General features: G+C 40.6%; 13 protein-coding genes and 1 pseudogene. 11 read left to right on the top strand and 3 right to left on the bottom strand.

Translation table 11 applies throughout. The features are described from left to right. Nucleotides 1–147: 147 nt before the first annotated feature. The 6 genes and pseudogenes from A374_RS05620 to A374_RS21105 all read left to right on the top strand — a co-directional run. Complete coding sequence (locus A374_RS05620) at nt 148–909, top strand: peptidoglycan recognition protein family protein (RefSeq protein ID WP_007201227.1); 762 nt, start codon at nt 148–150, stop codon at nt 907–909. 269 nt (nt 910–1,178) lie between these two features. Further along, nucleotides 1,179–2,414 carry an MFS transporter gene (locus A374_RS05615; RefSeq protein ID WP_007201226.1) on the top strand — a complete coding sequence of 412 codons (1,236 nt, stop codon included), beginning with the start codon at nt 1,179–1,181 and terminating at the stop codon, nt 2,412–2,414. 171 nt (nt 2,415–2,585) lie between these two features. Next, the gene (locus A374_RS05610; protein WP_007201225.1) at nt 2,586–3,080 is read left to right on the top strand and encodes a DinB family protein; all 495 of its coding nucleotides are present in this window, start codon (nt 2,586–2,588) and stop codon (nt 3,078–3,080) included. A gap of 214 nt (nt 3,081–3,294) precedes the next feature. After that, nucleotides 3,295–3,732 carry a universal stress protein gene (locus A374_RS05605; RefSeq protein WP_007201224.1) on the top strand — a complete coding sequence of 146 codons (438 nt, stop codon included), beginning with the start codon at nt 3,295–3,297 and terminating at the stop codon, nt 3,730–3,732. Nucleotides 3,733–4,125: 393 nt separating this feature from the next. Next, nucleotides 4,126–4,647 carry a hypothetical protein gene (locus A374_RS05600; RefSeq protein ID WP_238535155.1) on the top strand — a complete coding sequence of 174 codons (522 nt, stop codon included), beginning with the start codon at nt 4,126–4,128 and terminating at the stop codon, nt 4,645–4,647. Nucleotides 4,648–4,662: 15 nt separating this feature from the next. Then, a pseudogene (locus tag A374_RS21105) lies at nt 4,663–4,902 on the top strand (GNAT family N-acetyltransferase); the annotation flags it as partial. 56 nt (nt 4,903–4,958) lie between these two features. Here A374_RS21105 and comJ read toward each other — a convergent pair. Continuing rightward, a complete protein-coding gene (gene comJ / locus A374_RS05595) occupies nt 4,959–5,357 on the bottom strand; it encodes a competence protein ComJ (protein ID WP_007201223.1) in 399 nt (132 codons plus the stop codon). 30 nt (nt 5,358–5,387) lie between these two features. Beyond that, the gene (locus A374_RS05590; protein WP_007201222.1) at nt 5,388–5,822 is read right to left on the bottom strand and encodes a NucA/NucB deoxyribonuclease domain-containing protein; all 435 of its coding nucleotides are present in this window, start codon (nt 5,820–5,822) and stop codon (nt 5,388–5,390) included. A gap of 257 nt (nt 5,823–6,079) precedes the next feature. Here A374_RS05590 and A374_RS05585 point away from each other — a divergent pair, with 257 nt between their 5' ends. The 5 genes from A374_RS05585 (at nt 6,080) to A374_RS05560 (ending at nt 11,793) form a co-directional block, all read left to right on the top strand. Continuing rightward, nucleotides 6,080–6,580: a GNAT family N-acetyltransferase gene (locus tag A374_RS05585; RefSeq protein WP_007201221.1), complete on the top strand. Its 501-nt coding sequence runs from the start codon at nt 6,080–6,082 to the stop codon at nt 6,578–6,580. A 57-nt stretch (nt 6,581–6,637) separates the two neighbouring features. Then, a complete protein-coding gene (locus A374_RS05580; RefSeq protein ID WP_007201220.1) occupies nt 6,638–7,399 on the top strand; it encodes an arylamine N-acetyltransferase family protein in 762 nt (253 codons plus the stop codon). An 835-nt stretch (nt 7,400–8,234) separates the two neighbouring features. Further along, nucleotides 8,235–9,560 (top strand): GntT/GntP/DsdX family permease, encoded by a 1,326-nt coding sequence (locus tag A374_RS05570; RefSeq protein WP_007201218.1) that lies wholly within the window; start codon nt 8,235–8,237, stop codon nt 9,558–9,560. Nucleotides 9,561–10,114: 554 nt separating this feature from the next. Next, nucleotides 10,115–10,615 (top strand): Lrp/AsnC family transcriptional regulator, encoded by a 501-nt coding sequence (locus A374_RS05565; RefSeq protein ID WP_169313998.1) that lies wholly within the window; start codon nt 10,115–10,117, stop codon nt 10,613–10,615. Continuing rightward, on the top strand, nt 10,612–11,793 hold the full coding sequence (locus A374_RS05560) for an aminotransferase (RefSeq protein WP_007201216.1): 1,182 nt from the start codon (nt 10,612–10,614) through the stop codon (nt 11,791–11,793). Before A374_RS05565 ends, A374_RS05560 begins: the two co-directional genes overlap by 4 nt. Before the next feature lie 41 nt (nt 11,794–11,834). Here the strand turns inward: A374_RS05560 and A374_RS05555 are convergent, their stop codons facing one another. Then, nucleotides 11,835–12,818, bottom strand: coding sequence for an NAD(P)H-dependent flavin oxidoreductase (locus A374_RS05555; protein WP_007201215.1), 984 nt, complete (start codon nt 12,816–12,818; stop codon nt 11,835–11,837). Nucleotides 12,819–12,871: the final 53 nt, after the last annotated feature.

The following is a 12,871-nucleotide window of genomic DNA, read 5'->3' as shown; positions in this document are numbered from 1 at the left end:
AGGAAGGCGGAAAACGTGCGCTTTCCTGTTTTTTTTGCTCGTAGGACAAGGAACCATTCAAACAATGACGATGGTTCATACAATATAGTGGGGCAATGTCTGCTTTTATTTGCATTTACAATTGCTCCGATGTAAAGGGGGATTTTTGTGAAATTCAACATGAAATATAAAGTTAGTAAAGACTATATTCAAAAAGGAACACGTCGTGGTGGAGATTATTTTACACCGAATTTCGGCGTTCTTCATGATACAGGTAACCCAGGTTCTACAGCGCGTAACAATCAAAAATATTTTAATTCCACTCCGAACGACCCTAGTTCAGCGAGTGCTCATACGTTTATAGATGATCAAACCATTTTAGAAATCATTCCACTAACGACCGGTAAAGCAGAAAAAGCGTTTCATGTTCGTTACAATCGACCAGAAGATAATGAACTTTTTGGTGATGATGCGAATGATAAAGCAGTAGGTGTAGAACTATGCTTCGGTGGCAATATTACCTTTGCTGAAGCATATAAGCGCTATGTTTGGTATTGTGCATACGTATCATATGTGTTTAAATTTGATCCGAGCCGATGGATTGGTCATGAGAAACTGGATCCACCTCGTCGTGATGATCCTTCCAATGCACTCAAGCGTTATGGTAAAACCTATGATCAGCTTAGAAAAGACATTATTAACGAATACTATCGTTGTTTAATAAAAGACGAGCCTTATCCTGGGCACTTGATTAAAACAGGAAGCAAAGACGTTCAAAACATCAAAAAAATTCAAGCGAAATTGAATGTAAAAAGTGATGGTATTTTTGGTCCAATCACAACGGCTGCTGTTAAAACGTTTCAAAAAACAAAAAAGTTACAAGTAGATGGAATAGTCGGTCCAAAAACATGGGCAGCTTTATTTTCTTGAAAATTTTTGTAATAAACTTTGAATGTAGAACTATAATGAGGTAATATAAAGGTATTACGTAACGGAAGGGTGAAGAATGGGCCGATGAACAATTAATCCTATTTTCTAAGAAAAAGATTCGTATATGTAGTACGATTATTTTCTGGATAGGATTTGTTCAGGCATTCTTCAGTTTGTTCCTCTTTTGTATGTTGCTAGTAACGTATGATTGTGTGAACAGTTCGCGAAGCCTCCTGTCCAGAAATAGGGATAAGGAGGCTTCTTTTTTTATGTCAACAACAGCTGCGCAAGAACGTACGGGCATGCTAGCGCTTCTTCAAAATAGGGTGATCCGAACCATTTTACTTTCGGTCCTTTTTCTACAAATTGGGATTTGGGTACGGAACTTTGCCATTCTTTTGTTTGTTATTGAGAAAACAAAGGAAAACCCCATTGCCATTTCTTTAATTTCCGTAGCGGAATTTGCGCCCATCTTCCTTTTTTCATTTATAGGTGGGACGTTCGCGGACAGATGGAAGCCAAGAAAAACGATGATTAGCTGTGATTTGTTAAGTGGTGCATCGGTTTTTCTTGTATTGCTTACACTGCTTGTGGGTAGCTGGAAAATGATTTTCTTTGCTACGCTTCTTTCTTCCATATTATCGCAGTTTTCTCAGCCTGCCGGCATGAAATTATTTAAACTTCACGTTCCAGAAGCGCTCATTCAGCCGGGTATGGCAATGTACCAAACGGTTTTTGCGTTATTTATGATTCTTGGACCTGTACTTGGAACAGTCGTGTATCAACAATTCGGAATTATGGCGGCAATCGGCATTATGGGTTGTGCCTTCTTTCTTTCAGCATTTGCGCTCATCGGATTACCGAAAGATCGTGAGGTTGAACGAGGAACTGAACGAACGACCTTGATACAAGAAATGAAGGCAGGCTTTCGTTACGTTCTTTCCAACCAGCTATTAACGCTGTTAGGAGGGTGTTTTGCTGCTGCGGGGCTTGCCATTGGGATGACCCAACCACTTGCTGTTTTTTTAGTAACGGAACGACTCGGATTACCGAAAGAGATGCTGCAATGGTTGTTAGCTGCCTTTGGAATCGGCATGATTTTAGGCGGTGGATTCATTCTTTCGCTTGCTAAAAAAATGAAACCTCAAACGCTATTAGCTATAGGCATGACGATTAATGCGATTGGACTTATTGCTATGGGCTTTTCCACTACGTTTTGGGTAACACTCATGGCGGAGTTTATATCGGGCCTCTTTATGCCGTGTATTCAAATTGGTATTAATACAATGATCTTACAAAATACAGAAGAAGCTTTCGTTGGAAGGGTGATGGGCATTTTGAATCCACTCTTTATGGGGGCGATGGTAGTAATGATGTCGATTGGGGGCTGGATGAAAGCCCATTTGTCCATTCTCACTATTTATGAAACTGCCGCATGTTTAATGCTTCTCGGTGTTCTCATCTTAGTTCCTCTTTTGAAAAAGAAACACATTCTCAAAGTATAGCTAGTGATCCTAAAGTCCAATGGTTCTTCCTATTGGGCTTTTTTTAGGCTTCAATTATTTTTACTTTTAATTGAAGTAAGGTAAAATATGAAACACAGCTTTAACACAGAGATTGTGTTGCAAGAAAATTGGAAATAATAGCAAGTAATTGTGAAAATAGGAGGTTTAATCATGACTGAAGCCAATCAAGCTTTTTCAGAGGCACTCGTAAAATCGTTAGTTGGTGAGAGAGGACATCTTCCCATTGCCCGAGCCTTATCTGATCTGGACGAAGCACTTGTAGGGAAAGAAATAGAAGGCGTTCCTTATACAATTTACCAACTAGTTTGGCATATGAACTATTGGCAAACATTTTTATTACAGTACTTAGAAGGGAAGCAACCAGAGAGACCAAAGAGTGTAACAGAAAGCTGGCCAGAACAAAAAGCGCCAACTTCCGAAGAATGGCAACGCACGTTGGCGGCATTTTTGAATGGGCTAGACCAAGCGATTTCGTATGCTAAAAGTTTGCCGCTAGATGAAGGTGTAAACTTTTTTCCAACAGAATCGAATGCAGGGATTCTTCGGAACATTGCTTCTCATAATACATACCATCTTGGTGAAATTGTTTTGCTACGCCGTTTGTTTGGCGCTTGGCCGCCTCCTGGAGGGGGCTATCCGGCTTAATAGAGGCAGTACCGTGCAACGATTGTTGTACGGTTTTTTTATGGGTACATGTGATAAAATTCACATTATTTTTTCTAAAGCTCATATATCTTATAGATGTAGCCACTGACATAGGAGAAAAGGTGTGGTGAGGCTAAAGAGGTATTTCATTTAATCCACAGGCCGCTTGCGCTTTTTTATATAGCCAAGACGGTAATAAAAGGGGGAATTGATCATGGATCAACCATACAAACATATTTTAGTAGGATTGGATGGCTCTAATGCTTCCAAATTAGCTTTTGAAAAAGCAGTAAGAGTAGCTAAAAAAAATGAGGCAGAACTGATCTTAGCACATGTTGTAGATGCACGAACGTTTTCAACCTATGATTGGTATACCCAAATGGCGGAAAAAGCAAAAGATGCGGGCGAAGAGCTGTTGAAAAATTTTGAAGAAGAAGCACATCAGCACGGCGTAGCTCATGTGAAAACGGTCATTGAATTTGGCTCAGCAAAAACAACATTAGCAAAAACAATCGCTAGCGAACATCAGGCTGATTTAATCATTTGTGGTGCGACGGGTATGAGTGGTGTCGATCGCTTTATTATGGGAAGCGTATCTGAACATACCGCTCGTTATGCGAAGTGTGATGTGTTGATTGTTAGAAATCAATAAATGAGGAGGCTAGGACATAAACAGCCCTACCTCATAAAAAATGGCTTCATCATCGGTTTGTGATGCTGAAGCCATTTTTTTGTTGCTTGTTATTTTCATTGTCGCTTGTTTGGCGTTCGAGTTTCCTGTCTTGAACGCGCTGTTTTACATGTAGACGTGTCGAACGCAGGAGCATGCCAGAGAGAGTTGAGCTTTCTAGAAATAGCGTGCCAAGCAAATCAATGATCCCGAAAAGATTGATTTCCGTGCAAACAAGATATATCCTCCCTCAAAGCAGGTGCAAGGGATTAAAAAGAGAGAAAATCAAGAGCCAAGCTCGCGAATGCGCCACAAAACAGGGGAAATAGTGTGCTTTATTATAAATGGTATAATTTTCATGAGAGGAGAATGTTTATGCTACAGTTATCATCTATGTTGGCCTTGGATTTTGCCTATTTAGACACGTTTACAAACCGGAAAGATACTGCTTGGGGCGCCATTTTTTGTAATGAAAAGCAGCCGAATTACTACGACTCTAATCACGCTCATGAGCAGCAAGTCATTGATGAAGTCATACAGTATTTCCAATCCAAGCATATAATTCCTCGATTTTATATTTATGAAACTCAGCAGCAAAGCGCCTTGATTGCTGCGCTGTTGGCAAGAGGATTTCACTATGAGGAACTAAGTAACCCGGTGCAAGTATGGAACTCTCAAATAGAGCAGCACATTCAACATCCAGATAGATCAATTGAAATCGTAACAGAAGATCATTTTCAAGAAGCTTTAGAGGTAGAACGAAACATATGGGAGAATGGAAATGAGACGAATGTAGCGCAAGTTTTTAAGAAACAATTCACAAATCCGGCGTTTACTTATTATTTATTGCGTGAAAACTCCATTCCATGCTCTTTAGCTTGCATCTTTCAGCATTAAAACGAAGCGCGCCTCGAAAGTGTTGGGACGATTAAAGCTTTTCGTGGAAAAGGCTTAATAGGTGCACTCATCGGTCATCTTCAATCTGAAATAATGAGAAGAGGCATTCCCCAACTGTGGGTAACGGCGATTAATGAAAATGTCGCTAAAGTGTATGAAAAATATGGTTTTCAAACGGTAGGTACGCTGAAAATGGGACATGCTTTTTTAGGTGGGAAAAGTATTAAAGAAGTACATGGAGAATTAAATACATAACAACGATCAAAGAACCAACAACATGCCTATAGGAAGGTGATTTGTTGGTTCTTGGACTATTTAGACCCATTGGTATCAAAATAAAGCTGATAGCGGACAGGAAATAGCCCGTCATCAGTTGGTTGTTGGAGAGGAATAGCTTCAACATGAAGTTGATAGGTTCCTTTTGGTACTGAAAACGGAAGCGTCACAGCACCAGGACTTGTAACGATGATTGAGTCAGCGCGTACGGGAAATGGCAGTGAATATGTCACTGTAGCCTTTTCACTTGGAAGATAAGATCCTACGATTACCTCAATTTCACTTTCATCATTATTGATTGCCTCAATTGCAACAGCGCCTCGTTGCACACTATAACCTCTTTTAACATCTTCATCGCTCCATTGAAACGATGAATGTTCTTCGTCGGTATTTGTAATAATAAGTTGAGAATAAGAAATAAGTAGTTTGTTCACGAAAGAACACTCCTTTTTGTAGCCTATTCCTTATTTCACAGAAATTAAAACTTTTGTTCCATCTGGATAGTTTTCTACATGGTTACCGATATAAGATCCGGCACCACGATTATCAGCTGGCGTAATATAGCGGATGTCCGCCCCTTTACCACCTTCTTTACACATAGCCATTGGAAATTCATCACGATCATAACCTGGTTTAGTTGGATATCCTTTTAATGATTCTTTGCGACGGTCAGCAGCCCCACCACGATCAATCGTACATACAGCTGAATGACCAGCAGCAATGGCATCCTTAATATGTTTCCCTGTTTCAGGATATTTTGCCATTGGTAGTGTAACGCTTTCATCATAATTGGCAGCTTTTTTGGCTGCAAAGGATGTGCCGTGTGAATTCTGTAAGTCAAATCCAACGAACACACCAGCAAGTGCTAGTACACCAAGAAGAAACGCTTTTACTTTCATAAGTTATGCCTCCAAAGATAAAATTTTATTTTGTTTATAATACAATTGTAAAATCTTTTTATTAAACAACCTTTACGATTGCATTAAAAGACAATATCACTTATTAGGAGAATGGAAGCGTTGACGCGTCTTTAAACATTTTTATAGGGAAATAGCATTAGAGATTTTACCGTAGTTTTACAGCATAAAAAGATTGCAAAAGTTTTGATCAAGGAGATAATAAAAGAAAAAGCGTAAGACAGGAGAGAAAAGTTACGATGCAAGTTCGCATACTACAGGAGCAAGATGCCCCCGCTTATTGGGAACTAAGGTTGGAAGCCCTTCAGCAAACACCAGCGGCCTTTGCCGTTTCCTACGAAGAGGCTATGAAGGAAGAGGAACCAATTGAGAAATTAAAACAACGTTTCAGTAAAGATGACAGCTATACATTTGGTGCCTTTATAAATGAGAGCCTTGTAGGAATGGTTTCGCTCGTTCCTGTACCACTTGAAAAAATGAAGCATAAAGCGAACGTGACAGCGATGTATGTTAGCCCGGAAAGCCGTGGAACGGGTGCGAGTCAAGCGTTGTTACGAGCGGCTATTGAAAAAGGAAAAGAACGGGGCTTTATGAGGTTATTACTTATGGTCGTATCCAGCAATGTACGAGCAAAACGATTATATGAAAGCCAAGGGTTTCAAACGTATGGAGTAGAGCAAAAAGCATTAAAGGTTGATGATTGTTATTATGATGAAGATTTAATGGCGTTAGATTTATAAGCAAGTTCCTTTTCTTTAAAAAGTATGGCGAGGTATGATGAGGAAGAGGTGACTATTATGTTAGATGAAAGATTCCGAAGTAAAATCAATCTTCATGAGAAACAACTAACGTTTGAAGACATAAAGGAACTTTTGCCGACGATTGCGTATACGTTTTCCTTTGAAAATGCAGCTATTATTGAACAGCGTTGTCAGGCTATTACGAAAGAGTCAATAGTTGAAAAACTATTACAACGCAATGAGGGTGGCTTGTGCTACGAACTAAATAGCCTGCTATACTATTTTCTTCAAGAAAATGGGTTTCATGTCCGCCTTATTCGCGGCGAGGTATTTAACCCCGAGCAACAAGCCTTTACGGACCTAGGTGGAACGCATGTTGCAATTTTACTGCACCATGAGGGTAAAGATTACTTAGTAGACACAGGATTTGGTGGTAACCTTCCTCTAGTGCCCGTTCCTTTAAACGGAGAGATTGTGCAGTCAGCGAATGGTCAATTCCGAATTAGACGTGAAATGACACCTTTTGGAAATCATGTATTAGAAATGATTGTTAACAATAAACATACGGAGTGGCAGACGGGTTATGCTTTTTCAACGGAACCTCTTCATAATGAGCAAGCAGTGTTAAACGATATTCAACGCATCATAAGACAAGATGAGCAATCACCCTTTAATAAAGGCTTGCTTTTCACAAAACTAACACCACATGGAAGCCGAACGTTAACCGCTACATCGTGGACCGAATGGTACGATGGCAAGCTTCATAAAGAATCAATTGATGAGCAACGCTTTCAGCAATTGAAAAAAAACTATTTTTAATATAAAAAGAGGCTGGGACATCAATCGCCTTAGCACATAAAAAATGGCTTCATCATCCGTTTCGGTGATCAAGCCATTTTTTCATGTCGCTCGTTCGTTTGATGTTAGATTCTCTTGCGTATATGAGCAGCCATCGAATGCACCAAAAATTAGAGCAGAGAGCAAACTCTTCTGTAAACGCGAGTGGGCAGTCCGTTCGCACGCAGGAGCCCCCGATTCGCGCGCAGACCAGGTTTGTTCGCGCGCAGGAGCCCCCAATTCGCGCGCAGACCAGGTTCGTTCGCGCGCAGGAGCCTCCGATTCGCGCGCAGACCAGGTTCGTTCGCGCGCAGGAGCCTTTGATTCGCGCGCAGACCAGGTTCGTTCGCGCGCAAGAGCCTTCGATTCGCGCGCAGACCAGGTTCGTTCGCGCGCATGAGCCTTCGATTCGCGCGCAGACCAGGTCCGTTCGCGCGCAGACCAGGTTTGTTCGCGCGCAGGAGCCCTTGATTCGCGCGCAGACCAGGTAAATTGCCTCCAACAACGTAGGTAAGGGATGAAAAAGAGAGAAAATGAAGAGATCATCTCGTATATGTGCTTAAAAATGAGAAGAAATAGCGTAAAAGCTCTTCAATAATGGCGAAAAGCGTAAAGCGCACAAGAGTTCTCGGTTGGCGCACAAACCAGGTTCAATCCCCACATGCACCACGAAACAGAGGAAGTATTGTGTCCTGGTATTTTCCTTATTTAATCTGCTAAAGCATATTGTAAGCATTTTCTTTTATTATTTGTTACGATAGATAAGGATTTATAGCGATGTTCCGCGGTGATACGTTGCTTGAAAGGTGGATTTTTTATGACAACTTATTTACTTCTTATGACACTATTATCAATTGTAATCGTCATCATAGGAGTTTCTGTATTCAAATGGCATGCTTTTATTAGTTTAGTCATTGCAAGTTTATTTCTGGCGATTGTCACCGGACTTTCTCTTAATCAAATTGTAAGCGCCTACGAAACAGGTGTTGGTAGCGTTCTTGGTCATTTAGTAGGCATTCTTGCTCTCGGTACGATTCTTGGAAAAATGATGGCAACTTCTGGCGCAGGTGAACAGGTAGCTCAGTTCTTTGTCAACAAGCTCGGAGTGAAGCTATTGCCTTGGGCGATGCTGCTATCTGGTTTCGTCATTGGAATTCCGGTATTCTTTGAAGTCGGAATCTTAATTGTATTACCACTCGTTATTTCTATTCATAAAACGTCAAAACAAAATCTATTATTAATTGCTTTACCGGTTATTGCTGGGTTATCCATTGTTCATGGTCTTGTGCCTCCGCATCCAGGTGCGTTAACGGCTATTAAAATTTATAATGCTGATTTAGGAAAAGTATTGTTGTATTCATTAGTCATCGCGATACCAGCTTCGATCATTGCGGGGCCTGTCTTTGCGCGATGGATCAATAAGCGAGTTGTGCCTAAGGGAGAACCAGGATTAATTAGTGGTGAGGAGAAATCGAAGCAACTCCCATCTGTTGGTCTTTCCTTCTTTATTATTTTACTTCCTGTTATTTTGATGGTTGTTGCGACACTTGCCCCTTATTTAGGCGTTTCATCGACAGTAAAAGAAGTAATGTCCTTTATTGGAAGCCCGTTAATTGCCTTGTTAATTGGTGTTTTTGTTGCTTTTTATTTTCTCGGAATGGCTCAAGGTATGGGAAGAAATCAGTTAAAGAAATTATCAGAAGAAAGCCTACTGCCGGTTGGTTCCATTATTTTGATTATTGGTGCTGGCGGCGGATTTAAACAAATTTTAATAGATAGTGGTGTGGGCAAATCAATCGGTGAAATGTCTCAACATTTAGCGCTATCTCCACTCGTACTCGCCTTTATTATTGCTGGTCTTATTCGGATTGCGACGGGTTCTGCAACCGTTGCCCTTACGACAGCGGCCGGCATTATCTCGCCGATTATAGAAAATATGAGCGGTGTTAACGTTGAATTGCTCGTCATTGTAACCGGTGCAGGATCGTTAATGTTTTCTCATGTAAATGATGCGGGTTTTTGGATGGTGAAAGAATACCTCGGTTTAAGTGTCAAAGAAACGTTCCAAACGTGGACGGTGCTTGAAACATTGCTCTCTTTTATCGCCTTTGGTGGCGCGATGTTACTAAGCGCAGTTTTATAAAAAAGAAATCCACGACTCCTTCTGAGTAGTCGTGGATTTTTTCGTATAATGTAGATTTTATAGTGCACGAAGTATGTTTTGTAAGTAACGAGAGCGTAATAGTAAAAAATAGAGTACTTGCAACAAAAGGAAGCTTAAGAGCACACTGCTTACTTCACTGAAAATAGAAAGTTTAAAAAAGCTCTGAAACGCAATAAAGGCAAATGTACTATGAACAAAAGCGACAGCGATTGGAACAAAAAAGAGTAGCAGTAACTGTTGCGTAATAATGGTACGTAACTCTTGATTCGTTAAACCGATTTTTACATAGGTATAGTCCGTTTCTTTTAAAAAGTAAATAGGTGATATAAAAAGTATAACCTCTGCCGCGGAACTTGTAGGTACAAGTACGTTCAGTAGTCACAATTTCATCAATTTCTTTTTTCATGAATTCCCTATGCATAATCTTTTGTAATTAATATTTTAGGTCATAAATTATCGTGATTTTTACAAAATTCATTGGCTTTTATTTATGGTTTGTTATAATATTCTCCATATTCTATAAAAAGAGAGTGATGAATGTGGACGCGAAACAACGCGAACTTCTACAATTAATTGAAAAAAATGGTCGTTTAGATATTTCAACCATTTCAAACTTAATGAATATAACGCAAGAAGAAACGTCACAAATGCTTAAAAAGTTAGAGAAAGAGAACATCATATTGGGCTATTCTGCCATTATAAATTGGGCAAAAGATGCAGATGAAGCAGCGGTGACAGCTATGATCGATGTGAAGGTAACGCCAAAACGCGGTGTCGGTTTTGATAAAGTAGCGGAACGTATTTATCGGTTTCCTGAAGTGAAGGCGGTTTATCTCATGTCAGGTGTTTACGATTTGTCAGTATCCATTGAAGGAAAAACGATGGCTGAAGTGGCTCAGTTCGTTTCTGAAAAGTTATCAACGATTGATTCGGTGATTAGTACAACAACGCATTTTGTACTTAAAAAATACAAGCATGATGGATTGGTGTTCTCAGATCAAGAAGAAGACAAACGCATGATGGTGACACCATGATTTCTGTAAAAGAAAAGAAAAACTACTTGTCTCAGCATGTACAAGCCATTAAGCCATCAGGCATTCGTCGTTTTTTTGATTTAGCATCTTCGATGGAGGATGTAATCTCACTCGGAGTTGGGGAGCCTGATTTTGTAACTCCATGGACGTTTATTGAAGCGAGTTATCACTCTTTAGAGCGTGGATATACAGCGTATACGGCAAATGCTGGACTACTAGAGTTGCGTCAAGAAATAAGCAAGTACATGCGTCGTCGCTTTCAAGTTACCTACTCACCAGAAGAAGAGATGGTCGTTACCGTCGGTGCTTCTCAGGCGATTGATATCGCGCTGCGGGCCATAGTAAATCCTGGTGAAGAAGTGATTGTCGTTGAGCCAAGCTTCGTATCGTATGCACCGACGATTACATTAGCTGGTGGTGTACCTGTTCCGATTCACACGCAACCAGATCAAGAGTTTAAGTTGCAGCCTGAACAAATTGAAGCAGCGATTACAGCAAAAACGAAAGCATTGCTTCTTTGTAGCCCGAATAACCCGACAGGTACTGTCCTTAGCAAACAAGAATTAGTACGCATTGCTGAAATGGTTGAAAAGCATGATTTACTCGTTATTTCAGATGAGATTTATGGTGAGCTAACATACGATGAGCCGTACACTAGCTTTCCATCGATCGCTAGCATGCAGAAGCGGACCATTTTAATTTCCGGGTTTTCAAAAGCCTTTGCGATGACTGGCTGGAGACTGGGCTTTGCTTGTGGTCCAAAGGAAATTATTGCGGCTATGTTAAAAATTCATCAGTATACGATGATGTGTGCACCAACGATGGCACAATATGCAGCGCTCGAAGCATTAAGTAATGGAGCAAAAGATGTCATGAAAATGAAAGAAAGCTATCGTCAGCGCCGCAGTTTAGTGACGCGTTCATTAAATGAAATGGGGTTAGCTTGTCATCTCCCTGGTGGCTCTTTTTACGTATTTCCATGTGTTAAAGAAACCGGCTTAACATCTGAAGAATTTGCTGAGCAACTATTGTTAAAAGAAAAAGTAGCTGTTGTACCTGGTAATGTATTTGGAGAAAGTGGCGAAGGGTATATTCGTTGCTCTTATGCATCGTCCATTCCTAAACTAGAGGAAGCGATGCGGCGCATTCAGCGTTTCGTACAATCTTTGCAATCATAAAAAAGAGCGTCACTCTCAGAAGAGTTGACGCTCTTTTTTCATTAAGATTGCTTCATGCGGTATTTGGTCATTACTCGTTGAAGAGCTGTGTCGTAGCCGTGACGAAGCTCGGCTATAATCTCTTTCATTGGCTGAACATGCTTAATATGATGCACACCTTGTCCTGCTGACCATATATCTTTCCAAGCTTTTGCATTGGAAGCATCGATATGTGACATGTCTACTTTGCCTTTTGCAGTAAGATTAGCTGGATCAAGACCTGCTTTTTCAATGCTCGGTATTAAATAGTTGGCATGAACACCACTAAAGGCATCGCTGTAAAGTAAGTCTTCAAAGGAAGAGTGAATAAGCATTTCTTTATACTCATTGCTTGCAAAGCTTTCGGAAGCTGATATGAATCGCGTGCCCATATAAACAAGGTCAGCGCCGAGTGCTTCTGCAGCTAAAACATCTTCGCCGCTAGAAATACAGCCAGCAAGAATTGTTAGTCCCGACCAAAATTCTTTCACAGCGCCGACAAAGGCCATGGGATTAAGTGTTCCAGCATGACCACCAGCGCCGTTACAGACGAGAATTAAGCCATCCACTCCTGTTTGAGCTGCTTTTTTAGCGTGTGCTAAGTGAATGACATCCGAAAAGACAAGACCGCCATATTCATGGACAATATCTACGACCTCACCAGGATGACCAAGTGAAGTAATAACGACTGGCGGCTGATGCTTGGCAATCAGTTCAAGATCACTCGCATAGCGTGTATTCGTTTTATGTACGATAATATTGACAGCCCACGGAGCAATTTTTCGGGCAGGAGATGAAAGAGAGGCGGCCGCTAATTCCGTTGTAATTTCCTCCATCCAGAGATCTAATTGTTCACTTGTTCGGGCATTTAATAAAGGAAAAGACCCAATAATACCAGCTTTGCATCCTTCAATTACAAGCTTTGGGCTAGAAACGAGAAACATCGGTGCAGAAATCACAGGTAGTTCGAGTGTTTGTACAAACTGTTCAGGCGATTGATTAGACACAAGTATTCTCCTCTCGATTAAAAATGAATGAATAGCCATTCATTTTATAAGCT

The sequence above is a fragment of the Fictibacillus macauensis ZFHKF-1 genome, from assembly GCF_000269865.1.
GTDB classification, from domain to species: domain Bacteria; phylum Bacillota; class Bacilli; order Bacillales; family Fictibacillaceae; genus Fictibacillus_C; species Fictibacillus_C macauensis.
This window is presented reverse-complemented; position numbering and strand designations above follow the sequence as displayed.